This is a genomic window from Mycobacterium shottsii, from assembly GCF_010728525.1.
Lineage (GTDB): Bacteria > Actinomycetota > Actinomycetes > Mycobacteriales > Mycobacteriaceae > Mycobacterium > Mycobacterium marinum.
This window is the reverse complement of the sequence record NZ_AP022572.1, coordinates 687507-711501: the sequence shown is the minus strand read 5'-3', so window position 1 is coordinate 711501 and position 23995 is coordinate 687507. Positions and strand designations below refer to the sequence as shown.

At 65.3% G+C, this 23995-nt stretch carries 21 protein-coding genes and 2 pseudogenes; 9 read left to right on the top strand and 14 right to left on the bottom strand.

Going from position 1 to position 23995, the window contains the following annotated elements; all coding sequences use genetic code 11:
• Complete coding sequence (locus G6N41_RS03370) at window positions 1-1293, bottom strand: MFS transporter (RefSeq protein ID WP_198967704.1); 1293 nt, start codon at window positions 1291-1293, stop codon at window positions 1-3.
• Window positions 1294-1413: 120 nt separating this feature from the next.
• On the opposite strand from G6N41_RS03370, the gene G6N41_RS03365 reads away from it, so the two are divergent.
• Window positions 1414-2058: a YqgE/AlgH family protein gene (locus G6N41_RS03365; protein ID WP_198967702.1), complete on the top strand. Its 645-nt coding sequence runs from the start codon at window positions 1414-1416 to the stop codon at window positions 2056-2058.
• Here the strand turns inward: G6N41_RS03365 and G6N41_RS03360 are convergent.
• The 3 genes from G6N41_RS03360 to G6N41_RS03350 form a co-directional block, all read right to left on the bottom strand.
• Window positions 2045-3085: a bile acid:sodium symporter family protein gene (locus G6N41_RS03360; protein WP_231608798.1), complete on the bottom strand. Its 1041-nt coding sequence runs from the start codon at window positions 3083-3085 to the stop codon at window positions 2045-2047. The two genes, G6N41_RS03365 and G6N41_RS03360, sit on opposite strands and share 14 nt — an antisense overlap.
• 7 nt (window positions 3086-3092) lie before the next feature.
• Window positions 3093-3443: a hypothetical protein gene (locus G6N41_RS03355; RefSeq protein WP_020731224.1), complete on the bottom strand. Its 351-nt coding sequence runs from the start codon at window positions 3441-3443 to the stop codon at window positions 3093-3095.
• A gap of 84 nt (window positions 3444-3527) precedes the next feature.
• Window positions 3528-4661 (bottom strand): LpqN/LpqT family lipoprotein, encoded by a 1134-nt coding sequence (locus tag G6N41_RS03350; protein ID WP_198966594.1) that lies wholly within the window; start codon window positions 4659-4661, stop codon window positions 3528-3530.
• A 198-nt stretch (window positions 4662-4859) separates the two neighbouring features.
• On the opposite strand from G6N41_RS03350, the gene leuS reads away from it, so the two are divergent.
• Entirely contained in the window at window positions 4860-7790 is a 2931-nt protein-coding gene (leuS, locus tag G6N41_RS03345) for a leucine--tRNA ligase (protein WP_198967701.1), read from the top strand.
• Window positions 7791-7819: 29 nt separating this feature from the next.
• On the opposite strand, the gene G6N41_RS03340 is transcribed toward leuS, so the two are convergent.
• Window positions 7820-8485 (bottom strand): SDR family oxidoreductase, encoded by a 666-nt coding sequence (locus tag G6N41_RS03340; protein WP_198966593.1) that lies wholly within the window; start codon window positions 8483-8485, stop codon window positions 7820-7822.
• Window positions 8486-8525: 40 nt separating this feature from the next.
• Complete coding sequence (locus tag G6N41_RS03335; RefSeq protein WP_036456846.1) at window positions 8526-9029, bottom strand: MarR family winged helix-turn-helix transcriptional regulator; 504 nt, start codon at window positions 9027-9029, stop codon at window positions 8526-8528.
• Window positions 9030-9172: 143 nt separating this feature from the next.
• Here G6N41_RS03335 and G6N41_RS03330 point away from each other — a divergent pair, with 143 nt between their 5' ends.
• The 3 genes from G6N41_RS03330 to G6N41_RS03320 all read left to right on the top strand — a co-directional run bounded on the left by G6N41_RS03330 (window position 9173) and on the right by G6N41_RS03320 (window position 10459).
• Window positions 9173-9388 carry a hypothetical protein gene (locus G6N41_RS03330; protein ID WP_198968062.1) on the top strand — a complete coding sequence of 72 codons (216 nt, stop codon included), beginning with the start codon at window positions 9173-9175 and terminating at the stop codon, window positions 9386-9388.
• A gap of 109 nt (window positions 9389-9497) precedes the next feature.
• Complete coding sequence (locus G6N41_RS03325; protein ID WP_198966340.1) at window positions 9498-9905, top strand: hypothetical protein; 408 nt, start codon at window positions 9498-9500, stop codon at window positions 9903-9905.
• Between the two features lie 5 nt (window positions 9906-9910).
• Entirely contained in the window at window positions 9911-10459 is a 549-nt protein-coding gene (locus G6N41_RS03320) for a hypothetical protein (RefSeq protein ID WP_231608572.1), read from the top strand.
• Between the two features lie 93 nt (window positions 10460-10552).
• Here G6N41_RS03320 and G6N41_RS03315 read toward each other — a convergent pair.
• The 8 genes and pseudogenes from G6N41_RS03315 to G6N41_RS03280 all read right to left on the bottom strand — a co-directional run bounded on the left by G6N41_RS03315 (window position 10553) and on the right by G6N41_RS03280 (window position 18562).
• Window positions 10553-11227: pseudogene (locus G6N41_RS03315) on the bottom strand (amino acid ABC transporter ATP-binding protein).
• A gap of 71 nt (window positions 11228-11298) precedes the next feature.
• The gene (locus tag G6N41_RS03310; protein WP_198967699.1) at window positions 11299-13068 is read right to left on the bottom strand and encodes an ABC transporter substrate-binding protein/permease; all 1770 of its coding nucleotides are present in this window, start codon (window positions 13066-13068) and stop codon (window positions 11299-11301) included.
• 81 nt (window positions 13069-13149) lie between these two features.
• Window positions 13150-13913 (bottom strand): annotated as a pseudogene (locus G6N41_RS03305) (GntR family transcriptional regulator).
• A 110-nt stretch (window positions 13914-14023) separates the two neighbouring features.
• Window positions 14024-14821: an LLM class F420-dependent oxidoreductase gene (locus tag G6N41_RS03300; RefSeq protein ID WP_198966592.1), complete on the bottom strand. Its 798-nt coding sequence runs from the start codon at window positions 14819-14821 to the stop codon at window positions 14024-14026.
• Window positions 14822-14852: 31 nt separating this feature from the next.
• The gene (locus tag G6N41_RS03295) at window positions 14853-15767 is read right to left on the bottom strand and encodes an alpha/beta fold hydrolase (RefSeq protein ID WP_198966591.1); all 915 of its coding nucleotides are present in this window, start codon (window positions 15765-15767) and stop codon (window positions 14853-14855) included.
• Window positions 15768-15815: 48 nt separating this feature from the next.
• Window positions 15816-16934: an inositol-3-phosphate synthase gene (locus tag G6N41_RS03290; RefSeq protein WP_198966590.1), complete on the bottom strand. Its 1119-nt coding sequence runs from the start codon at window positions 16932-16934 to the stop codon at window positions 15816-15818.
• A gap of 61 nt (window positions 16935-16995) precedes the next feature.
• Window positions 16996-17538, bottom strand: a complete 543-nt coding sequence (locus G6N41_RS03285) for a PadR family transcriptional regulator (protein WP_198966589.1) — start codon at window positions 17536-17538, stop codon at window positions 16996-16998.
• 154 nt (window positions 17539-17692) lie between these two features.
• Window positions 17693-18562, bottom strand: coding sequence for a DUF1707 SHOCT-like domain-containing protein (locus G6N41_RS03280; RefSeq protein ID WP_198966588.1), 870 nt, complete (start codon window positions 18560-18562; stop codon window positions 17693-17695).
• A gap of 112 nt (window positions 18563-18674) precedes the next feature.
• On the opposite strand from G6N41_RS03280, the gene G6N41_RS03275 reads away from it, so the two are divergent.
• From G6N41_RS03275 to G6N41_RS03260, 4 genes are read left to right on the top strand one after another with little or no spacing between them, the layout of a single operon-like run.
• A complete protein-coding gene (locus tag G6N41_RS03275; protein ID WP_198967698.1) occupies window positions 18675-19109 on the top strand; it encodes a DUF5318 family protein in 435 nt (144 codons plus the stop codon).
• A complete protein-coding gene (locus G6N41_RS03270; protein WP_198966587.1) occupies window positions 19102-21618 on the top strand; it encodes a transglycosylase domain-containing protein in 2517 nt (838 codons plus the stop codon). The genes G6N41_RS03275 and G6N41_RS03270 overlap by 8 nt, the downstream gene beginning before the upstream one ends.
• Window positions 21615-23255, top strand: coding sequence for a glycosyltransferase family 87 protein (locus tag G6N41_RS03265; RefSeq protein WP_198966586.1), 1641 nt, complete (start codon window positions 21615-21617; stop codon window positions 23253-23255). Before G6N41_RS03270 ends, G6N41_RS03265 begins: the two co-directional genes overlap by 4 nt.
• Window positions 23255-23893: a DJ-1/PfpI family protein gene (locus tag G6N41_RS03260; protein WP_198966585.1), complete on the top strand. Its 639-nt coding sequence runs from the start codon at window positions 23255-23257 to the stop codon at window positions 23891-23893. Before G6N41_RS03265 ends, G6N41_RS03260 begins: the two co-directional genes overlap by 1 nt.
• The last annotated feature ends 102 nt before the right edge of the window (window positions 23894-23995 follow it).

Here is a 23995-nt window from a genome sequence, read left to right as displayed (position 1 = left end):
TCAACCTCCCTCAACGTTCGCGGCCGAACTGCGCCGGCCGACGATGCTGTGCACACAAAGTCCGATCAGATAGATCACCGAGCCGACCAACACAAAGACCGGCGCGCGCCCGTCGTCGGGAATCAAGGCCGCGGCCACGGTAACCGAGACGATATACGAGACCCAGAACAGCGCATCCTGCACGGCGAACACGTGTCCCCGCAGCGCGTCATCGACATCGATCTGCATCGCCGAGTCGGCGCACAGCTTGACCACCTGACCGGCCACTCCCAGCAGAAACCCGCAGACCACCATGACCGGGAGCAGCAGGCCCGCGCCGGCAAGGTGGATGACCGCGGCGGCGGCCAGGGCGCCATTTGTCGTGGCGTAGCGCCCCCAGCGCCTGATCAGGCCCGGGGTGAGCACGTTTGCCAGGAACGCCCCGAGGCCGGTTGCGGCGAAGAACAGCAGTGCCGTGCCCAACCCTTCGACGTCCACGTCTCGCATGTGATGGACCAGCAGCAAGATCAGCAGGGAGTTGACGCCGACCACCATTCGGTGGGCCGCCAGACCGGACAGCGCGGCAGCCACCGTCGGGAGCTGGACGACCGTACGCACCCCGTGCATCCAGCCGGTGATAACCGCGTACACGGCCGATCCGTGAATCGCGCGCTTGGTGTCGTCGGGGCCGAGCACCCGGGGGGCGAACCGCAGGGCCAGCAGCAGTGAAATCGCGACCGGAATCATCGCGGTGAAAATGACCGCGGCGGCGCCATGATCACCGCCACCGGCCAGCCATCGGGGCAGCAACATGAAGTTGGCGCCCACAAACGCCGCGACCGCACCCGAGGCGGTGGCCACCGAATTCATCGTGACCACCTGCTCGCGCGGCACCACATGGGGCAACGACGCCGACAGCCCCGAGGCGACGAACCGGGCCAGACCATTGGCCAACAGCGCGACAAACAGCAGCAGCAGATCGCCCGCCTCAAACGCCAGAATGGTCCCGATCCCGGCAATGAAGATCAATCGACCGATATTGGCGCCGACGATCACCAAGCGCCGATCCCAACGGTCCATCAGCGCACCGGCAAACGGGCCCAGCAGGGAGTACGGCAAGAACAGCACCGCGAACGCGCGCGCAATGGCCATCGGATCGGCGGCGCGGTCCGGATTGAACAGCAAGGCCCCGGCCAGCCCCGCCTGAAAGAGGCCATCACCGAACTGGCTGGCGATGCGCACCTGAAGCAGCCGCCAAAAATCAGGCAGGCTCCTTACCGGCCGCCACAATTCGACGGGTGCGCTGGCGTGCATCCGGCTGCGAATCACAGACCCCCACTTCCACGATCGAGCGAAGGTTAGCCCGATTTCGCATGGTGCGGACCCAACAACGCTACAAATATCTGCCGACAGTGCTCGTTTAACCCGGTGATGATGCTGTTAGTGCCGTGGTGTGAATGCCATGATGTTGGGGTGGCGCCGCAGGAAGATCCAGAAGACCATTTTGCGCCTGCCGCACAACGGGTGCGAGCGGGAACGTTGCTGCTGGCCAATACCGACCTGCTCGAGCCCACCTTCCGGCGCACCGTCATCTATATCGTCGAGCACAACGACGGCGGGACGCTGGGTGTGGTGCTCAACCGGCCCAGCGAGACCGCCGTGCACAACGTTTTGCCGCAGTGGGCCAAGCTTGCGGCCAAGCCCAAGACGATGTTCATCGGCGGGCCGGTGAAGCGCGACGCTGCCCTGTGCCTGGCGACGTTGCGGGTCGGGGCCGATCCGGGTGAAGTGTCTGGTCTGCGCCATGTTGCCGGCCGGATCGTGATGGTCGATCTCGACGCCGACCCCGACCTGATCGCACCGCTGGTCGAAGGCGTGCGGATCTTTGCGGGCTATTCTGGGTGGACCATCGGGCAGCTCGAGGGCGAAATCGAACGCGATGACTGGATCGTGCTGTCGGCCTTGCCATCTGACGTTCTGGTACCGCCGCGGGCCGACTTGTGGGGCCGGACATTGCGACGGCAGCCGTGGCCGCTTTCGCTGCTGGCGACCCACCCGATCGACGTCAGCCGGAACTGAGGCTTTCCCCCCGCTCGTCGGGTTCGGCGACGGCGGGCAGGGCGGCCGAGTCGGCTTGGTCGACCACTTTTCTCCCCAGCTTGCTGGCGATCACCGCGCCCACCACGAGCTGCAACTGGTGATAGATCATCAACGGCAGCATGACCACGCCGGATATCGCCTCGGGGAACATCACCATTGCCATCGGCAGTCCGGACACCAGACTCTTCTGGGAACCACAGAACATCAGCACGACCGCGTTGTCGCGATTGAGGTGAGCGGCCCGTCCGAGCGCCGTGGTGATCCCCAAGGCCACGGCGAGCAACAGCGCATCGAGGGCCACCACCGCTACCAAGTGCCACGCTTCGACCTCGGTCCATCCACCCGTCGCCACCCCGAGCGAGTAGGCCGCGTACACCAACAGCAGGATGGCGGCGCGATCGATCCAGCGCATCAGGCCTGGATGCCGCGCGTTGAGCGCACCGATCCAGCGCCTGGCCAGCTGCCCCAGCACAAACGGTACTAACAGTTGCAGCACAAAATCGGCCAGTGCGCTCTCTTCGGCCTGGGAGCCACCGCCGATGTCCATCAAGAACAGCACCAGTATTGGAGCGAGCAGCACACCGAGGATGTTGGACAACGACGCGCTGACTATCGCCGCCGACACGTGCCCACGCGCGATCGAGGTGAACAAGATCGCTGACTGCATCGTCGAGGAGACCAGGCACATGAACAGCAGTCCGCTGTGCAGCTCTTCGTCCATCCAGGACCGCACCAGCGCGCGGATGGCCAGCCCGAGGATCGGGAATATGAGGAATGTGGTGATCAGTACCAGCGCATGAAGGCGCCATTGGCGTAGCCCGTGCCAGGCCTGCTCGAGGGACAGCTTGCCGCCGTAGAGGAAAAACAACACGGAGACGGCCACCCGGGCGGCGATGATCACCGTGTCGCTGGCGGCACCGCGTGCCGGTAGCAGGACGGCGGCCAATACGCCCCCCAGCACCATCAGCAGCACTGGGTCTAACCGGATCCCCCGCTGCCGTGCCACCGGATGCTCAGTGGCAGGAGAGCGTACAACCAGCGCAGGAGCCGCTACAGGAGGCTTCGTCGGGAATCGCATCCACGCGGCTCAGGGCAAACCGTGCGCTCTGCCACGAACCGGCGGCCAGCGTGCCCAACGCGCCCGTGACGCACACGATCAACACCACCAAGGCGGTGTGCGGGGAGGCCGCGAGCGCCACCACCCCTCCGGCGCTCAACATGACCGCGGCCGCCAACTGGGTGGGTGCCATCGCTCGCAATGCCAGCTGAGTCGAGTCGGTGACATCGGCGCGGGCGAGTGACCACGCTCCGAATAGGGCGGACGCCGCCGCCGCACACATGCAGAGCACACCGGCGATCATCATGGAGTCACAATACGAGGTCGTGACCGAGTTCGCTTGATCGAGGGGCGATCGGATCAAACCCCCCGGGGTAATGGGTTTCGGGAGTCAGCGCGACGGGGCGGGCGCGGCGGCGACCGGCGGCGCCGCGGCTACTTGGCCCGGCACGGCCTGCAGCGCGGGCGTCAGATTGGGCGCGGGCGCCTGAGTCGGCGCCGTCGCGGCCGCCGGGTGATGAGGTATCGACACGGGTGCCTGAGCGGGTGCGACCGGCGACGCGGCCCGAGCCGGGGTCTGCGGCGCTACCGCAGCGGGTGCGCCCGCCCGGGCGGGTGTGTGACGGGCTGCCGTCGGGGCCGCCACCCGGAATCCATTGATGATCGCGTCGGTGGCGGGGGCATCGGCCACCGCCTGGGACTGCGCCGTGGTGACCGAGAGCGACACCAGGTAGTTCTCACTACCCGAGGTGGCGATGACGTGGCGCCGGGAGGTGTTCAGCGTCATGTCGTTTTCGCGGTAGGTGCCCTCGATGACCGACGACGGGAAGCCACCGAACTCGGCCATCGAGGCGTTGGTCGTCCGCCAGGCGAGCAAGTTCTGACTGTCCACAAAGCCATGGGAGATGGCCTCGGCGGGATCCAGATCGCCGACCAGCTTGTACACCACCACCTGCGCGTTGGATGTGTACACGCTGTTGCCGCCCACTCGGTCGGCGATCACGGCGAACGCGTCGGGCACGTTGGGGTCGGGCACCGACGTCCAGCGCGGGGGCATGGGCAGGGTGATCTCGAGTGCGTTGAACCCCTGCGGCCGCTGCGCCTCGAGCTTGACGCCCTTGCCGTTCAGGTAGTCGCGCACGGTCCCGGTGGCGGCGGGTGTTATCGCAGGGGCCACCGGCGCCGCGACGGGCAGCTGCCCGGCGGCGGGGACTTGCCCGGCGGCGGGCATTTGTCCGGTGGCGGGGATGGCGGCCGGTACCGGCGCGCCCGTCGCGGCCGGAACCTGCATCGGGGCGGGCACCTGCGCGGGAGCCGGGGCAAACCGGTTGGTGATGCTCCCGGGGGAGGCATTGAGGTTCTGGACGGGGGGAACCGCCGCTTGGGCGGGAGCCGGTGCGGGCGACGGGGGCTGCGGATAGAGCGGGTCGGCCGACGCCGTGCCGCTCGCGACGAGTGTGACGCCGACGAAGCCGGCGGCCATGCACCCTGCGAACCCTCGCCAAGTGCGCGCGATGTGGATCATTTGCGTCGGTCCCTCCGAAACTATTCGGGCGGCGCTGCCCGCTACCGAAGCTGAATGTAACTAGCTGGCGGCGGCAGCTACCAGGACCGACACAGACCTGGGATGAACATCTGATCGGTGTGCAACGCAACCGAGACCAACCCGTGGCCGTGGGCTACGGGCCAGCCGCTGCAAAGCCGCCCTTATACCCTGTTGGGCGTGACCGAATCGCCGACCACGACACCTGGCAGCACGTCCGGTGCCCCCTCTGGTGTCCCCTCCGGTGTTAACGACGCGGAATCCGACGCTCCGCGGCATCGCTACACCGCCGAGCTAGCGGCCGGTGTGGAGCGGACCTGGCAGCAGAACTGGGCCCGCCTGGGCACGTTCAACGTGCCCAACCCGGTTGGATCGCTCGCACCGTCGGACGGTTCCCCGGTGCCCGCGGACAAGCTGTTCGTCCAGGACATGTTTCCCTATCCATCCGGCGAGGGCCTGCACGTCGGGCACCCGTTGGGCTACATCGCCACCGACGTGTTCGCCCGCTATCACCGGATGAAGGGCCGCAACGTGCTGCATGCGTTGGGGTTCGACGCCTTCGGTCTGCCGGCCGAGCAGTATGCCGTGCAAACCGGCACCCACCCACGGACCAGGACCGAGGCCAACGTCGTCAACTTCCGGCGCCAGCTGGGCCGGTTGGGGCTGGGCCACGACAGCCGGCGGAGCTTCTCCACCACCGACGTCGAGTTCTACAAGTGGACCCAGTGGATCTTCCTGCAGATCTACAACGCGTGGTTCGACGCGGCAGCCAACAAGGCTCGCCCGATATCGGAGTTGGTCCCAGAGTTTGATTCCGGGGCCAGAAGTGTTGCCGACGGCCGGGACTGGTCCACGCTGTCGGCGGGGGAGCGGGCCGACGTGATCGATGACCACCGGTTGGTCTACCGGGCGGATTCGATGGTGAATTGGTGTCCTGGACTGGGCACGGTGCTGGCCAACGAGGAAGTGACATCCGATGGCCGCAGCGACCGCGGCAACTTCCCCGTATTTCGCAAGCGGCTTCGGCAATGGATGATGCGGATCACCGCATACTCCGATCGGCTGCTCGACGAACTCGATGTGCTGGACTGGCCGGACCAGGTCAAGACCATGCAGCGCAATTGGATCGGGCGCTCGACGGGTGCCTCCGCGCTCTTTACGGCGACCAGGTCCAACGGTGAGGCGGTCGGTCTCGAAGTGTTCACCACTCGCCCCGACACCCTGTTCGGTGCCACCTATCTGGTTCTGGCCCCCGAACACGACCTGGTCGACGATCTGGTTGGGGCCGCGTGGCCAGCCGGTGTGGACCCGCTGTGGACCGGTGGTGGTGCCACGCCGGCCGAGGCCGTGGCCGCCTACCGTCGCGCTATCGCGGCCAAGTCCGACCTCGAGCGTCAGGAAAGCAAAGAGAAGACCGGCGTCTTCCTGGGTAGTCACGCGATCAATCCCGCCACTGGCCAGCCGGTGCCGATATTCATTGCCGACTACGTGCTGGCCGGCTACGGCACCGGGGCCATCATGGCAGTTCCGGGCCATGATCAGCGGGACTGGGATTTCGCGAGAGCACTGGGACTTCCGGTGGTCGAAGTCATTGCCGGCGGCGATATTTCGCAGGCCGCCTACACCGGCGACGGCGTCCTGGTGAACTCGGGATTCCTCGACGGCATGAGCGTGGGGGAGGCAAAGCAGGCCATCACCGCTCGGCTGGAGTCCGACGGCCATGGCCAGGCCCGCATCGAATTCAAGCTGCGTGACTGGCTTTTCGCGCGTCAGCGGTATTGGGGTGAACCATTCCCGATCGTGTACGACGCGGATGGACGCCCGCACGCACTTGCTGAGTCTGCGCTTCCCGTCGAACTGCCCGATGTACCGGACTATTCGCCGGTGCTTTTCGACCCCGACGATGTGAACAGCGAGCCGTCGCCGCCGTTGGCCAAGGCGACCGAGTGGGTGCACGTCGAGTTGGACCTCGGCGATGGGCTCAAGCCGTACAGCCGCGACACCAACGTGATGCCGCAGTGGGCGGGCAGCTCCTGGTACGAGCTGCGCTATACCGATCCGCATAACGTAGATCGGTTCTGCGCCAAGGAAAATGAGACGTACTGGATGGGGCCGAGGCCGGCCGAACACGGCCCGGACGACCCGGGTGGCGTCGACTTGTACGTCGGTGGCGCCGAGCACGCGGTGCTGCATCTGCTCTATGCCAGGTTCTGGCACAAGGTGTTGTACGACTTGGGCCACGTGAGCTCTCGCGAGCCCTACCGTAAGCTGATCAACCAGGGCTACATTCAGGCCTTCGCCTATACCGACGCGCGTCGATCCTACGTACCTGCCGAAGAGGTCATCGAACGTGACGGCGGGTTTGTGTATCCCGGTGCCGACGGCGAGATCGAGGTCTTTCAGGAATTCGGGAAAATCGGTAAGAGCCTGAAGAATTCGATATCGCCCGACGAGATCTGCGACGACTATGGCGCTGACACCCTGCGGGTGTACGAGATGTCGATGGGCCCTCTCGAGGCTTCACGCCCGTGGGCGACCAAAGACGTTATCGGCGCGTATCGCTTCTTGCAGCGGGTGTGGCGGCTGGTGATCGACGAAAACACCGGCGAGATCCTGGTGGCCGATACGCCCGCTGAGTTGGACACCGACACGCTGCGGGCGCTGCACCGGGCTATCGCCGGGGTGGCTGAAGACTATGCGGCACTGAGAAATAACACCGCGGTCGCCAAGCTGATCGAGTACACCAACTTCCTCACCAAGCGCCATCGCGATGCCGTGCCCCGAGCCGCCATCGAGCCGCTGGTGCTGATGGTGGCCCCGCTGGCCCCGCACATGGCCGAAGAGTTGTGGCAGCGGCTGGGTCACACCACTTCGTTGGCGCACGGACCATTCCCGGCAGCCGATCCGGCCTATCTGATCGACGACACCGTCGAATATCCGGTTCAGGTCAACGGCAAAGTGCGGGGCCGGGTTGTGGTGGCCGCCGACGCGGATGATGATGCGGTCAAAGCCGCCGCCCTAGCCGATGAGAAGGTGCAGGCGTTCCTGGCGGGCGCAAGCCCGCGGAAGGTAATCTTGGTCGCCGGCCGTCTGGTGAATCTTGTTGTTTGACCGCGATTCCAAACCCGGGGTGGGTGTCCTCAGCGGGGTCGGATGACCACTTCGTGGACGTGACCGTCCGGTGGCGTGGCTACCACATTGGCCACCACCGCGGCGACTGTGTCGGCGCGCATAAATCTTGCGGGATCGTAGGTACCGCGTTCGAAATCGACTAGTTCCCTCTGCATGTCGGTGTCAGTTCGGCCGGGATAGACGGTCGTTACGCGAACCGTGGGCTCATCGGTGCGCAACGAGTCACCAAATGCCCGTAAGGCGAATTTACTGGCCGAATAGGATGCCATCCCGGCGGAAACGTTGCGCCCGGCCCCGGAGTTGATGAAGACAACCTGGCCGCGGGCACTTCGCAGCGCCGGCAGCAGCGCCAGCGTAAGAGCAACGGCACCAAAGAGATTGACGTTGAAGGTGGCGCGCCATTCGTCGACGTGCGAATCGCCGAAATGCCCCGGGATGGAAAGCCCGGCATTGTGCACCAGTACGTCGAGTTCGTCGACGATCTCGCAGCTGGTTTCGATCGACTCGTCATCAGTGAGGTCCAGCGGAAACGTAGTGGCGCCGAACTGATCTGCCACAGCGTCGAGTTGGGCGGAAGGCCGGCCGGCCAGCAACAGGGTGTGCGTCGGCGCCAATGCGGCAGCGATCGCAGCACCGATGCCGCGGCTGGCGCCGGTGATGAGTGCAGTTGGCATGGGTCTAGCTGACACCAATCCGTTTATCGGTCGATTACTTTCATCCCCGCCCGGGCGTAGCGGCGTCGTCCTCCGGGGCATTGGCGGGTTCGCCGCAGGCCAAGCGTTCGAGCGGGATCAGAGCCGTCATCAGGGTTTCGAGGTCGGAGTGGGGGAGTTGGTCGAGCATCGCGGCCAGGGCGGCGTGCCGGTTGGCCAGCGACTCGGCGTGAACGGAGCGTCCTTGCGGGGTGATGTCGACAAGCACCGCCCGCAAGTCCGATGGGTCGCGCGAGCGCTTCACCAGTCCGATCTTCTCCAGGCGACGGATCGCCACGGTGGTGGTGGGAGTTCGCACCCGCTCATGCGCGGCCAAGTCGGTCATCCGGATGGGACCCCGATCGAGTAGGGTAACCAGAATCGATAATTGCGCCAACGTCAATTCGCCGGCGACCACTCCGTTAGGGTCGCCCCGGCGCAGTATCGAAAACAACTTGGATAACGCGCGGTGCAGACCCTCGGCCAGCTCCGTCACCTCGGGCGCGGCTGATTCGCTATCCGCCATAATTCGGCAGTCTAACCCGACATCTGGCCAGCGGTAGAGGCCGGCAAGCATCACGAGAAATGCCCGTGAAGCGTCCTCGGTGCATCACGTAAAAATGCCCGCGAAACGGTCGATCCTCAGCAGGCATGGGAAGTGGGCTGTCGATGTCGTCTCGGGCCGAGATCACCGCGAAGTTCGCCAGGGCGTATGTGGGGGCGCCGAAGGCGGACAAGGGGCAGATTCTGGATCAGGTGGTGGCGGTCACCGGCTGGTCGCGTGACAACGCCCGGCGGCGGTTGAGGGCGGCGGCCGCGCCGCCGGGAGCGGGTCGGCAGGTCGCCAAACGGACTCGCCGGCAACGCAATCCGAAGTACTCCTAGGATGCGCTCAAGGTGTTGCAGAAGGTGTGGGCGGCCTCAGGCGGGCAGTGCGGCCGGTACCTGGCCGCTTCCATGGCACTTCAGTTGGATGCTCTAGAACGCCACTCAGTTGGATGCTCTAGAACGCCACGGCGAACTGGTGGACGGCCGTGACCGTTACGGCCCGGCGGTGCGTGCCGAGCTGTTGGCGATGAGCAGCGCCACGATCGACCGCTACCTGCGCGGCGCCAAGGCCCGCGACCAGATCTCGGGTGTGTCGACGACGAAACCCTCCCCGCTGCTGCGGTCCTCGATCACCATCTGCAAAGCAGGCGATGAGGCCGAAGAATCTCCGGGGTTCTTCGAAGGCGACACCGTGGCGCACTGCGGCCCGACACTGAAAGGTGAGTTCGCCCGCACGGTCAACCTCACCGACATGCACATCGGCTGGGTGTTCACCCGCACGGTGCGCAACAACGCCCACCCCCACATCCTGGGCGCCCTCAAAACCGGAATTACTAAAATCCCTATAAGGTAACGGGTTTGGACTTCGACAACGGCACCGAATTCCTCAATAAGGCGGTCATCAAGTGGGCCGCGGACATGGAGATCTTCTTCACCCGCTCACGACCCTACAAGAAGAACGACCAGGCCACCATCGAGTCCAAAAACAACCACCTCGTGCGTCGCTACGGGTTCTACTACCGCTACGACACCGACGAAGAACGCGCCGTGCTCAACCGGCTGTGGCACCTGGTCAACGACCGGCTCAACTACCTGACCCCCACCATCAAACCCATCAGCTACGGCTGCAGCCGCGACGGTCACCGCCGCCGGCTCTACGACAAGCCCCAGACCCCCCTGGACCGGCTGCTGGCCGCCGGAGTCCTCTCAGCGGCCCAACAAACAGAGCTGCTCACCTACCGCAACAGCCTCAACCCCGCCGCGATCGCCCACCAGATCGCCGACCTGCAAGCCGCCCTGCTCAGACTCGCCAAAGACAAGACCGAACAGCTCTACCTCACCGCCATACCCGCCGCTCTACCCGCCCTCAAAGCCGGCATCCGCATCAAAAGCAAGACCACCACCTGACCCCGATTTCGCGGGCATTCCTTACCTGATGCATGAACCAGGTTTCGCAGGCATCTTGACTCGATGCATCACGGAGGCGATCTAGCCAGCCTGTCAAAGTACTTGAGCGAGAAACCGCTGCAGCCGTTCGGTGCGCGCGGCCTCAAATAGCTGCTCTGGGGGACCGGCTTCGACCACCGTCCCGTGGTCCATGAACACCACGGCATCCGAGGTTGAGCGGGCGAAACCCATTTCATGGGTGACCACGACCATGGTCATCCCGTCGGCGCCCAAGTCGGCGATCAGCGCCAAGACGCCCTTGACCATCTCTGGGTCCAGCGCCGAGGTTGCCTCGTTAAAGAACATCACCTATGGGGCCATCGCGAGGGCACGCGCGATCGCAACGCGTTGTTGCTGCCCCCCGGACAACATGTCTGGGCGTGCATTGGCCTTGTGTTTCAGGCCAACTCGGTCTAGTTGGTCCAATGCGAGCACTCGCGCTTCTTCGTTGGATAGTCCGCGTAGCTTGCGTGGCGCCAGCGTGACGTTGTCGACAACGTTGCGGTGCGGGAACAGGTTGAAGTGCTGGAACACCATGCCGATGCGCTGCCGAAGGTCGTTGGGGTTGTCGCGCAATACCGATCGCCCGTCTAACAGGATGTCTCCGCTGTCAGGCTCGTGCAGGCGGTTCAAGGTGCGAAGCAGCGTCGACTTGCCTGACCCGGACGGACCGATCACCGCCGCGGTGGTACCCGCGGGGACCTCCAAATCGACACCACGCAGCACCATGCTGCCGCCCAGCGTTTGGTGAATACTCCTGGCCGCCAGACAAACCGGCTGTCGACCTGCATCCTGGCGGGTCACGTCATCTCCTCACCGATGGTGGAGCTGACGACTCTGGGGGGATCCTCCGGATCGAGGCGGCGGCGACCGCGGCGAAGCCGCGCGTCGATGTAGTTCACCAGATGCGTCAGCGGAACGGTCAACATCAGGTAGAAGATGCCCGCGGCCACCAGCGGCGACAGGTTGCCGGTTTGGGCGTTGAGGTCGCGCCCGACCTGGAACAGTTCACGCTGTTGAGCGATCAGGCCAAGGAAGTACACCAGGGCAGAGGCCTTCAGCAACGCGATGAATTGATTGACCAGTGCGGGCAGCACCCGTCGTACCCCCTGGGGCACCACCACCAGCCGCATGGCCGCCGAGTAGCTGAAACCCAGCGCGCGGGAGGCCTCGAGTTGACCGGGGTCAACACTTTGGATTCCCGAACGCAGAATCTCACCGACATAGGCGCCGGCCATCAACCCCAGCGCCGCGATGCCCAACGGGTAGGGATTGTTGTTGGTCAATCCGCCCACGATGGGCCCGACGCCCAACCCGATGATCAGGATGATCACCACCTCGGGCAGGCCGCGGAAAATGTCGGTGTAGACCCTGGCGGGCCAGCGCAGCCAGCGCTGGTGTGAGATTCCAGCGATCGCCAGCGCCATGCCGAGCGCCAGCCCGATGATGCTGGCGCTGAGGGTCAGGATCAACGTGTTGGGCAGCCCGGTCTTGAGCAACGTCGGGATGGATTGCCGATACATGTCCCAGTCGAAGAAGGAGTCCCGCAACTGGGTCAGGGGCGATTTCGGTGCGGCCGGCCCCACCGGCTTGTGCCGATGGGTTGCGGCAATGGCTGTGAAATCGGGCAGGGTGGGCGCGGCGACGGCCCGAGAACCCGGCTTCCAGCCCGGCGGCAGGGTGCGGGGCACCCACTTGCTGTACAGCTGGGACCAGGTGCCGTCCGCGATGACGGCGTCCAGCCCCGAGTTGAGGGCATCGAGCAACGGCCGATTGTCTCTGGCCACCACATAGGCCACAAAGTCCCCCGCGCCGAACGTGTTCGCCACGAGCACGGCGGGATCGCCGGGCCGGATCGCCGCCTCGGCCTGATTGCCCGGTGCCACCCAGGCGTCGATCTGGTGGGTCTTGAGGTTGCCGTACACGGTGGCAAAGTCGGGGTACTTCACCGGTTGCTGATGCAGGCTGTTCACCACATAGGACTCTTCGACGGTGCCCTGAACCACGCCGATGCGTTGCCCCGGCGCCAGGTCACTGAACTTGGTTATTGCCGAACCCGGGGGCACCACCAGCGAGTAGTAGCCGAAGTCGTAGCCGTTGGTGAAGGCGACCGTGCGTCGCCTCGCCTCGGTCAATTTGACCGAGGCAGAGCCAACGTCGAAGCGTCGCGCCGCCACCTGGGCCAGCAGGCCGGAGAAGTCGGTGCCAACAAAGCGGACCTGCAGGCCCAGCTTGGCTGCGATGGCGCGCAAGAGTTCGTTATCGAAGCCGGTGAACTGCCCGGTGGAGTTGATGCAGGTGTTGGGCGGAGCGTCGGACAGGGTGCCCGCCGTCAAGACTCCGGGCGTGCCTAGCCCCAGGTCGCCAATGTTCACCGAACTCAGCGGCACAACCCCCGCGGTGGTCTGGACGTCTTCGTCCGAGCCGGCAGTCGTCGCACTGGACAGATCGGCGGGCAGGACCATGGCACTGTCCACACCGGCCGGTGCGCACTGATTGTGGTCCGCCAGAGCGGGCGCCGCCAGCGCCAAGCCCAACACGATCAGGATCGTCGCGGACACCGCAAGCATTCTCTTCCCGCCGCGAGCACCGGGATGCACGGTTGAACTCATCACCGCCACCGTATCGATCAAGCGGGCGGTGTGTGCTGCTCAGAATGCGAGCCGGGTCGCCTCGGGGGTCTCGACAACAATTTTGGGCTGCGCCGGCAGCAGCGCTACCGGCGCAGCCGTTGCATGGCCGTTGTGGCGGCACGCTTGCTCATGCGGGGTGAACACCTGGCGCCGAAACAGTTCGGCCAGCATCGTTTGCGCCATCAACTCGGAGCGGCCGCTGCAGGCCGCGCGCGCGGCCTGCGGGTCACGTCGATGTATCGCCGAATGCTCGTCTTCGTAGAAGGGCAGCATGTCTTCGCGCCGGTACTGGTAGCTCGCCCAAAACGCGCCGGGTATCAGGTTTTGCGACGCGCGAATGAGGCCTGCAGTCGTGGTCCCGCGTACTCCTCGTTGATCGTTCTGCGGTATTCCGAGGTGAGTTCGGCAAAGATCCGGGCGTCCTTGGCGGCGCGAAGCGTTCGCATCAGCCCGTCGAGCTCTCCCAGAATCCGAGGCGTGGGATTGGCCGCGGTGCGCGCGGACGCCATGCCATTGAGCACGCCCTCGAGCTCGTAGTGCTCGAGCACGGTCGATTGGTCGAAGCGTTCCACGAACGCTCCTCGGTGATAGCGCGTGGACACGATTCCGTCGTGTTCGAGCTGGACCAACGCCTCCTGGATGGGGACCCGGCTGACCCCGAGGCTCCCTGCGATCTCGTTGCGGTCGACACGGTCGCCGCTTCGTAGTTTGCCAGTCAGAATCAGGTTGAGGAGGTGCGCAACAACCTGGTCTTTTTCCTTGACCCCATATTTCTTTGGCATCGGTTTCGTCGAGTCTCTTTTCGGCCCGGTCCGGCAATCAGCGCTGGAAGTTTCTCACGACTGGGCACGCAAATTCTCAGATTTGACGATTAAATTTACGTTCTCGAAATTCAGCGGCTGTCACGCCATCTGCACAACGCCTCGGCAGCTGCGAGATCGTAGTCGGGCCCATCGCACCCGACGGTCAGCAGTGAGACTCCCAGACCTGCGAGTGCGTCGGCGTCGGCGCTGAGCCTGCTGCTGCCCTGAAGCGCGGCAGAACGCTCGATGGTGGCTGGATCCCGACCGACGTCGGCGCAGTGCCGGGCGAGCACCGCGGACTTCGCCGGGAACTCGTCAACGCCGGTGAAGCTGTGCCAGATGTCAGCGTGTTCGGCGACCAGCCGTAGCGTCTTGCGTTCGCCCCCGCCGCCGATCAGGACCGGAATGTCGCGAGTAGGCGCCGGGTTCAGCTTCGCCAGCCGCGTTTTGATCCGGCGGAGGGCGCCGGCTAGATCGTCGAGGCGGCTGCCTGCGGTGCCGAACTCGTACCCGTATTCGTCGTAGTCCTTCTGCTTCCAGCCCGAACCGATCCCCAGGATGAGCCGGCCGTCGCAAATGTGGTCGACGGTGCGAGCCATATCGGCCAGCAACTCCGGATTGCGGTAGGAGTTGCAGGTCACCAGCGCGCCGATCTGGATGCGCGAGGTCTGTTCGGCCCAGGCCGCCAGCATGGTCCAACACTCGAAATGGGCTCCATCGGGGTCGCCGAACAGCGGGAAGAAGTGGTCCCAGTTGAAGGCGATGTCGACACCGATGTCTTCGCACCGGCGCACGGCATCGCGGATATCGCCGTAGTGCGAGGCGTGTTGTGGCTGCAGCTGAACGCCGATACGCAAAGGTCGATCGGGATGTACGGGTGAGGTCATAAGACTACCGTAGGCGTGTTGCGGCGCGGGCTCAGCGCCCGCCGAGCACTCCACGCAGGATCTCGACTAGGACCCGGGGTTGGTCGCTTTGCACCGAATGACCCGAGTTCTCGACCGTCTGTGCGCCACGAAAACCCTTCGCACGCCCGCGCAGCTCGGCGATGTCCTCGTCGCTGACGAAGCCCGACTTACCGCCGCGCACCAGGGTGACCGGCGCCGCCAACGCATCGATGTCGTCCCAGAGGACGGCGAAGTCGGGGAAAGCGCGGATGGCGTCATAACGCCATGCCCAGTTGCCGTTCTCCAGCCGCCGAGAGTTGTGGAACACGCCGCGGCGCAGAGCCTTTACTTCGCGATGTGGTGCCGCGGCGACCGTCAGATCCAACATGGCCTGGAAGCTGGGAAACTCCCGCTCCCCGTGCATCAGGGCAACCGTGCCGCGCTGTTCCGCGGTCATTTCAGTGTGGCGCTGCAAGGCAGAGGGGGTGACGTCGATGAGCACCAGCTCGTCGACGAGTTCGGGTGCCAGGGCGCCGAGCCGTATCGCGGTCAGCCCGCCCAGCGACATCCCGACAACGAATTCGGCTTCGGATGCCAGCTCGCGCAGCGCCGGTACCAGTGCGTCCGCGTTGTGCTGGGGTGAATAGTCACTGTCCTGACGCCAGGCCGAATGGCCGTGGCCGGGAAGGTCCACCGCCAGCGCCGGTTCGCCAAGACCGACGATCACGGTGTCCCAGGTGTGGGCGTTTTGCCCCCCGCCATGCAGAAAGATCACCCGCGGGGCGCGGCCGCCCCAGCGCAACGCGCTGATCCTGGTCTCGGCCGCGCCGACTTCGATGCGCTCCACTTCCGGAAGCGGACCCGTCACCCCGGCCTGTTCGGCATTCTCGGCCAGCAGGTCGAACTCGGTGAGGCCGGTCAGATCGTCGGGGAAGGAGTCGGTCACACCTGCGACTCTACGAGCTGCGCTGGCGTGACGCTCGGTAGGAAGGGGTTAGCCCTCGATGATGAACTCTTCGAGCTGGGTGCGCGCAACGTCATCGGCCAGCTGCTTCGGCGGGCTCTTCATCAGGTAGGCCGATGCCGGGATGACCGGGCCACCGATGCCGCGGTCCTTGGCGATCTTGGCCGCCCGCACCGCGTCGATGATGATGCCCGCCGAGTTCGGCGAGTCCCACACCTCCAGCTTGTACTCCAGGTTCAGCGGCACGTCACCGAAGGCGCGGCCTTCCAGGCGCACGTAGGCCCACTTGCGGTCGTCGAGCCAGGCCACGTGGTCGGACGGGCCGATGTGGACGTTCTTGTCCTCGACCTTGCCGGCCAGCGAGCCGGTGAGGTTGGACGTCACGGCTTGGGTCTTGGAGACCTTCTTGGACTCCAGGCGCTCGCGCTCGAGCATGTTCTTGAAGTCCATGTTGCCGCCGACGTTGAGCTGGTAGGTGCGGTCCAGGGTGACCCCGCGGTCCTCGAACAGCTTGGCCATCACGCGGTGGGTGATGGTGGCGCCGACCTGGCTCTTGATGTCGTCGCCGATGATCGGCACGCCGGCGTCCTTGAACTTCTTGGCCCAGGCCGGGTCGGAGGCGATGAACACCGGCAGCGCGTTGACGAACGCCACGCCGGCGTCGATGGCGCACTGGGCGTAGAACTTGTCGGCCTCCTCGGAGCCCACCGGCAGGTAGGACACCAGGACGTCGACCTTGTTGTCCTTGAGGACCTTCACCACGTCGACCGGCTCGTCGTCGGACAGCTCGATGGTGTCGGCGTAGTACTTGCCGATGCCGTCCAACGTCGGACCACGCTGCACCACCACGTTGGTGGGCGCCACGTCGGCGATCTTGATGGTGTTGTTCTCCGAGGCGAAGATCGCGTCGGACAGATCGAAGCCGACCTTCTTGGCGTCGACGTCGAAAGCCGCCGCGAACTTGACGTCGCGCACGTGGTACGGGCCGAACCGCACGTGCATGAGGCCGGGCACCATCGAGTTGTCGTCGGCATTTTGGTAGTACTCGACGCCCTGGACCAGCGAGGACGCGCAGTTGCCGACGCCGACAATGGCGACTCGTACCTCAGGCTGCGCACCCGGCGCGCCTAGCGGCTTCTTCTCACTCATTCGGGCGTTCTCCTAACCTCGTTGCTTCTGCGGTGTCTAGGCATTGTTGGTTTGCGGGGGTTCAGGTCTGTTCAGCGTGATTGGGTGCGGCGCGTTCGGCGGCGATGAGCTCGTTGAGCCACTTGACCTCACGCTCGCTGGACTCCAGTCCGAGTTGATGCAGCTGGCGGGTGTAGCGGTCGAACGAGCTGCTAGCCCGGGCCACCGCGTCACGCAGGCCTTCCCGGCGTTCCTCCACCTGGCGGCGACGGCCTTCCAGGATGCGCATCCGCGCTTCGGCCGGGGTGCGGTTGAAGAACGCCAGGTGTACCCCGAAGCCGTCGTCGGTGTAGTTGTGCGGGCCGGTGTCGGCAACCAGCTCGCCGAAGCGCCGACGGCCGGCATCGGTGAGCTGGTAGACCCGCCGGGCCCGCCGCACCGGCATCCCCGTGGGGGCGGCGTTCTCGGCGATCAACCCTTCGTCCTGCATGCGCCGCAACGCGGGATACAGCGATCCGTAGGAGAATGCCCGGAACGCGCCGAGCAGGCCGGTCAGGCGTTTGCGCAACTCATAGCCATGCATCGGCGATTCGATGAGCAGGCCCAGGATGGCGAGCTCCAGCATCGAACCACCTCCCTTGCATGCCTGGCTACGACGAACCGACGCCTCGCGCCATAGTATCGTCGCGATATATTCGCCACAACACAACCTACCGTTGGTGCGGTGTTAGTCACAGTTGGTTGGCGGGGAAACCCGCTGAACGACGAGCCCGTTCGGGCTAGGACGGGTAGTTCACCTGTTTGATGGTGCCGTCGCCGGCAAAGGCGATGTATCCACTGCCGTAGTCGCTCGAGACGTATAACTGTAGCGATACCGCCCCGGGGGTGGTCGGGTCGCTCGCGGGGTTGATGGACAGGTATATGTTGGTGACGTCTTTCTGCTTCATCCCCAGGGTCTCCGCGGCCCCGCGCATGATGCCCACTGCCGTCTTCACGTCGAACTTGCCCAGGTCGACGAGCGCGGTGTCGGCGCCGCTTCGGGCGCTGCCGGTGGGATCCCTCCAGCCGCCGCGGTAGGTGTAGCTCAAGATCCTGCGTTCGTCGGCGGGGTCTTTGCGGTCCAGCACCGCGTACTCGGGATAGATCACCATCCGGTAGCCCATCGTGTCCCCGAACCTCTTGCGGGTTTTTTCCAGCAGCCCGGTCAGCCCGCCCAGCGAGTGCAATTGCTTGGGCGGTGTCAGCACCACCGCCGCCACCCCGTCGGGCTTGGCGCCCGGGTCCGTCGTGAAGTCCAGCGGCGAACGGGTGTTCCCGTACAGGCCCCAGCCGATCGCAACACCTAACAAGATCGAGACACCCAACGCGGCCGCCAGCAGGCCAAGGCTGTTGCGCTGGCCCCGAGACTTGAGGGCCGGCACCTCTGCGGGCGCACTCTCGGATTGCAGGTCGGCGACCAAGTGCTGCAGGTAACCCAACGTAACCGCCTGGGTTGCCGTGGCGACCCGCTGGCGATGCTCCTCCATCGAGAGCTGGCCGTCGCTGAGGGCACTGTCGAGAATCTGGCAGGCGTCTTGCCGGTCGGTGTCCTTGGCCCGGGTCGCCGTCGAGCCTCCACGCGCAAGTGATGCGCCTAGCCATTTCGCCACGCCGATGATCGTAGAAGTCCCCGCCGGCAGGTGGTCAACGAATGCCCAGGAGACGCGCGATAACGGCATTGTTGCGTATCGGTGGTGCGGATCGCGACGTACTCTGGTCAGCGTGCGACTGCAGCGACAGGTAGTGGATTACGCGCTTCGGCGGCGCTCACTGCTGGCCGAGGTGTATTCGGGGCGCACCAGTGTTTCCGAGGTGTGCGACGCGAATCCCTATCTGCTGCGCGCGGCGAAGTTTCACGGGAAACAAAGTCAGGTGATCTGCCCGATCTGCCGTAAAGAGCAGCTCACGCTGGTGTCTTGGGTGTTCGGTGACCACCTGGGCCCGGTGTCGGGTTCGGCGCGTACCGCCGAAGAGTTGATCATGTTGACCACCCGGTTCTCCGAGTTCGCGGTGCACGTCGTGGAGGTGTGCCGCACCTGCAGTTGGAATCACCTGGTGAAGTCCTATGTCCTGGGTGCGGCACGTCCCGCACGTCCCCCGCGGGGAACCGGTGGCAAGCGCACGGCGCGCAATGGAGCCCGCACTGCCAGTGAGTAACGAAGGGCGCCACCACCAGCCGCCCAGCGACGCTCGGGGCGGTCCAGCGGGCGACGACATGGGCGGCCAATCCGGCAACGACGAACGGTCGCGTTCGGTGCCGGTTCCGCGTCGTGCGGTTCCTCCCGACGACAGGATGACCACGATCATTCCTGCGGTGTCGGATCCTCGCTCAGCTCGCCACGCCGACCCGATCGAGGAAGTCAAGGCCGCCCTCGACAGTCCGCCCTCGGCGCCCCTGCAGCGTGATCAGCTCGATCAGGTCAAGGCCGCGCTCGACGCCCCGCCGACGCGGCCCATCCGCAGCCGGCGCGGCGGCGGGGCGCCTCCACCCGCGGGGCCCGCGGGGCCTTCAGGTCCTTCAGGTCGCTCTCGCGCCCGGTCCCACCGGTCCACGACACAGCGCGACTGGCTGCGCCGGATCAACTGGAAATGGGTGCGGCGGTCGGCCTACCTGGCCGCGGCGGTGGTCATCCTGCTGCCCATCGTCACCTTCACCATGGCCTACTTCATCGTAGATGTGCCAAGGCCGGGCGACATCCGCACCAATCAGGTGTCCACGATCCTGGCTAGCGACGGCTCCGAGATCGCCAAGATCGTTCCCCCCGAAGGCAATCGGGTCGACGTGAACCTCAGTCAGGTGCCCGAGCATGTCCGCGCCGCCGTCATCGCCGCCGAAGACCGCGGCTTCTACTCCAACCCGGGGTTCTCCTTCAGCGGCTTCGCGCGAGCGATAAAGAACAACTTGTTCGGCGGTGACCTGCAAGGCGGCTCCACGATCACGCAGCAATACGTCAAGAACGCGTTGGTCGGCTCGGCGCAACACGGGTGGAGCGGCCTGATGCGCAAGGCCAAGGAACTCGTCATCGCCACCAAGATGTCGGGGGAGTGGTCCAAAGACGATGTGCTGCAGGCCTATCTCAACATCATCTACTTCGGCCGCGGCGCATACGGGATTTCGGCAGCGTCCAAGGCCTACTTCGACAAGCCGGTCGAGCAGCTCACCGTGTCGGAGGGAGCCCTGCTGGCGGCGTTGATTCGGCGGCCCTCCATGCTGGACCCGGCGGTGGATCCCGATGGGGCGCTGGCGCGCTGGAACTGGGTGCTCGACGGCATGGTGGATACCAAGGCGTTGTCCGCCAAAGACCGGGCCGAGCAGGTATTTCCCAGGACCGTGCCGCCGGATCAAGCCCGCGCGGCCAACCAGACAACCGGGCCCAACGGGCTGATCGAACGCCAGGTCACCAAAGAGTTGTTGGAGCTGTTCAACATCGATGAACAGACCCTGAACACGCAGGGGCTGCAGGTCACGACCACGATCGATGCCCAAGCGCAGCAGGCGGCCGAAAAGGCGGTAGCGAAGTACCTCGACGGGCAGGATCCCGAGATGCGGGCCGCGGTGGTCTCCATCGACCCGCACAACGGCGCCGTGCGCGCCTATTACGGCGGCGACAACGCCAATGGGTACGACTTCGCCCAGGCCGGGCTGCAGACGGGGTCCTCGTTCAAGGTATTCGCCCTGGTGGCCGCCCTTGAACAGGGAATTGGCCTGGGCTATGACGTCGACAGTTCGCCACTAACGGTGGACGGCATCAAGATCACCAATGTCGAAGGCGAGAGCTGCGGTACCTGCAACATCGCGCAGGCGCTCAAGATGTCGCTGAACACCTCCTACTACCGGCTGATGCTCAAACTGAAGGGCGGCCCGGAGGCCGTCGCCGACGCCGCGCACCAGGCCGGCATTGCCACCAGCTTCCCGGGCGTGCCCCACACGCTGTCCGAGGACGGCAAGGGCGGACCGCCCAACAACGGGATTGTGCTGGGCCAGTATCAGACCCGGGTGATCGACATGGCTTCGGCCTACGCCACGCTGGCCGCATCCGGGATCTATCACCGGCCACATTTCGTGCAGAAGGTCGTCAACGCCGACGGCCGGGTTCTTTTCGACGCCTCCACCGAAGACAACACCGGTGACCAGCGCATCCCCAAGGCGGTAGCCGACAACGTCACCGCGGCAATGGAACCCATTGCCGGATATTCGCGTGGTCACAACCTGGCCGGCGGCCGGCCGTCGGCCTCCAAGACCGGCACGGTGCAGTTGGGCGACACCAGCGCCAACCGAGACGCCTGGATGGTCGGTTACACCCCGTCACTGTCGACGGCTGTGTGGGTGGGAACGGTCAAGGGTGACGAGCCGTTGGTGACCGCCTCGGACGCACCGATTTACGGCTCGGGCCTGCCGTCAGACATCTGGAAAGCCACCATGGACGGTGCATTGAAGGGCACCGAGGTCGAGAGCTTCCCCAAGCCCACCGAGATCGGCGGCTACGCCGGCGTGCCGGCACCGCCTCCACCTCCACCGGAGGCGCCGCCGCCCTCGGAGACCGTCATCCAGCCCACGGTCGAAATAGCGCCCGGGATCACGATTCCCGTCGGGCCGCCAACCACCATCACTCTTGCTCCCCCTCCGCCACCAGGGGCGCCACCCGCCGACAATCCGCCACCGTGACGGACGCACAGACACAACGTTGCGCCACCTCGCCCGAACCGCTAGCCAGGGATCTGCGTAGCGCCGACTACCGCGATTTCCCCAGCCGCACTGATGTTTTGGGGTCCGCGCTGGCGGGTGCGATCGGTGGACCGGTAGGCCGCCACGCGCTGATCGGGCGCGCCCGTTTCATGACCCCGGTGCGGGTGATGTTCTTGATGGCCTTGGTTTTTCTGGCGCTCGGCTGGTCGACCAAGGCGGCCTGTCTGCAGACCACCGGCACCGGTCCGGGCGACGAGCGGGTAGCCAATTGGGACAACCAGCGTGCCTACTACGAACTGTGCTATTCCGATACGGTGCCGCTCTACGGGGCCGAACTGTTGAATCAGGGCAAGTTCCCGTACAAGTCGAGCTGGATCGAGACCAACGGCGAAGGTACTCCCCAGATTCAGTACGACGGCCGAATTGCAGTGCGCTACATGGAATACCCGGTTTTGACCGGGGTCTACCAGTACCTGTCGATGGCGCTGGCCAAGACCTATACCGCATTGAGCAAGGTGGCCCCCTTGCCGGTGATCGCCGAAGTGGTGATGTTCTTCAATGCCGCGGCCTTGGGCCTGGCACTGGCCTGGCTGGCCACCGTCTGGGCCACCGCCGGGCTGGCGGGCCGACGGATCTGGGACGCGGCCCTGGTGGCGGCCTCACCGTTGGTGATCTTTCAGATATTCACCAATTTTGATGCGCTGGCAACGGCATTCGCGATGGGCGGCCTGCTGGCCTGGGCGCGACGCAAACCATGGCTGAGTGGTGTGCTGATCGGATTGGGCGCTGCTGCCAAGTTGTATCCGCTGCTGTTCCTGGGCGTGCTGGCGGTGCTGGGTATCCGGTCCGGACGACTCGGTGGCGTGCTCCGCGCCATGCTGGCGACCGCGGCAACCTGGCTGATGGTGAATCTGCCGGTCATGGTGCTCTATCCGCGGGGCTGGTCGGAGTTCTTCCGGCTCAACACCCGGCGCGGCGAAGACATGGACTCGCTGTACAACGTCATCAAGTCGTTCACCGGCTGGCGCGGTTTCGATCCCTCGCTGGGCTTCTGGGAGCCGCCGGTGGTGCTCAACACCGTGGTCACGGTGCTGTTTGGGCTGGCCTGCGCGGCCATTGTCTACATTGCGCTCACCGCGCCGCGGCGGCCGCGGCTGGCCCAAGTTGCATTCCTGGTGGTCGCCGCCTTCTTGTTGACCAACAAGGTATGGAGTCCGCAGTTCTCGCTGTGGCTGGTCCCGCTGGCCGTGCTGGCGCTGCCGCATCGACGGGTTCTGCTGGCGTGGATGACAATTGACGCACTGGTGTGGGTACCGCGGATGTATTACCTCTATGGCAATGCCAGCCGTTCGTTGCCCGAACAGTGGTTCACCACAACGGTGCTGCTCCGTGACATCGCGGTGATGGCGCTGTGTGCATTGGTGATTCGACAGATCTACCGGCCCGAGGAGGACTTGGTGCGTTGGGACGGCCGAATCGACGATCCGGCGGGGGGCACTTTTGATCGCGCCGCCGATGCTCCTCCAGGGTGGTTGCCGGGCTGGCTGCGCCCGGTGCATTCACGACGGGTGATGGTGGCGGCCGCGCCCGAACCGGTCACGGTGGGGGGCCGGTGATGCAGGTCGCGATCCCGGTGTTTCCCCGGTTCACCGCGTTGGACGCGGTTGGCCCCTATGAAGTTCTGCAACGGATTCCGTCGATCGATGTGGTGTTCATCGGGCACCAGCGTGGTGAGGTGCGCACCGAAAACGGCATGCTCGGCGTGACCTGCGATGCCACCTTCGACGAAGTGGATGCGCCCGATGTCGTGGTGTTTCCCGGTGGCATCGGCACTCGGGGACTGCTCGAAGACGAAACCATCCGCGGCTGGCTGCAGGCGGTGCACCCGCACACCAGATTCACCACTTCGGTGTGTACCGGTGCGCTGCTGCTCGCCGTGGCCGGCTTGCTGGACGGATTGACCGCGACGACGCACTGGCGGGCCGCCGAACTGCTCAACGGGCTGGGTGCACGGTATGTGCCGCAACGAGTGGTCGAGCACCTGCCGCAACGGATCATCACCGCCGCCGGGGTGTCCAGCGGGATCGACATGGGATTGCGGCTGGTCGAGCTGCTGGTGGATCGCGAGGCCGCGCAGGCCACCCAACTGCTGATCGAGTACGACCCCGAGCCGCCGTTCGATGCCGGATCGCTGGCCGAGGCCGACGAAGGGGTCAGGGCCAGGGCGATCGAATTCCTCGACTCCCGCAAGTGAGCGGTCCATCCGATTTCGCGGGTTAAGCCGCGTCCGGTAGCCTGATGCGGTTGCCGACGCAGGCGACCCTTCTGCCGCGGAACTACCGTGGCCGTGCAGACC

Excerpts from the sequence above, each read along its gene's own strand:
- G6N41_RS03370 (WP_198967704.1), bottom strand. The coding sequence starts at position 1,293 with ATGCACGCCAGCGCACCCGTCGAATTGTGGCGGCCGGTAAGGAGCCTG.
- G6N41_RS03365 (WP_198967702.1), top strand. The coding sequence starts at position 1,414 with ATGCTGTTAGTGCCGTGGTGTGAATGCCATGATGTTGGGGTGGCGCCG.
- G6N41_RS03355 (WP_020731224.1), bottom strand. The coding sequence starts at position 3,443 with ATGATGATCGCCGGTGTGCTCTGCATGTGTGCGGCGGCGGCGTCCGCC.
- G6N41_RS03350 (WP_198966594.1), bottom strand. The coding sequence starts at position 4,661 with ATGATCCACATCGCGCGCACTTGGCGAGGGTTCGCAGGGTGCATGGCC.
- G6N41_RS03340 (WP_198966593.1), bottom strand. The coding sequence starts at position 8,485 with ATGCCAACTGCACTCATCACCGGCGCCAGCCGCGGCATCGGTGCTGCG.
- G6N41_RS03335 (WP_036456846.1), bottom strand. The coding sequence starts at position 9,029 with ATGGCGGATAGCGAATCAGCCGCGCCCGAGGTGACGGAGCTGGCCGAG.
- G6N41_RS03330 (WP_198968062.1), top strand. The coding sequence starts at position 9,173 with ATGTCGTCTCGGGCCGAGATCACCGCGAAGTTCGCCAGGGCGTATGTG.
- G6N41_RS03310 (WP_198967699.1), bottom strand. The coding sequence starts at position 13,068 with ATGCTTGCGGTGTCCGCGACGATCCTGATCGTGTTGGGCTTGGCGCTG.
- G6N41_RS03300 (WP_198966592.1), bottom strand. The coding sequence starts at position 14,821 with ATGACCTCACCCGTACATCCCGATCGACCTTTGCGTATCGGCGTTCAG.
- G6N41_RS03290 (WP_198966590.1), bottom strand. The coding sequence starts at position 16,934 with ATGAGTGAGAAGAAGCCGCTAGGCGCGCCGGGTGCGCAGCCTGAGGTA.
- G6N41_RS03285 (WP_198966589.1), bottom strand. The coding sequence starts at position 17,538 with ATGCTGGAGCTCGCCATCCTGGGCCTGCTCATCGAATCGCCGATGCAT.
- G6N41_RS03260 (WP_198966585.1), top strand. The coding sequence starts at position 23,255 with ATGCAGGTCGCGATCCCGGTGTTTCCCCGGTTCACCGCGTTGGACGCG.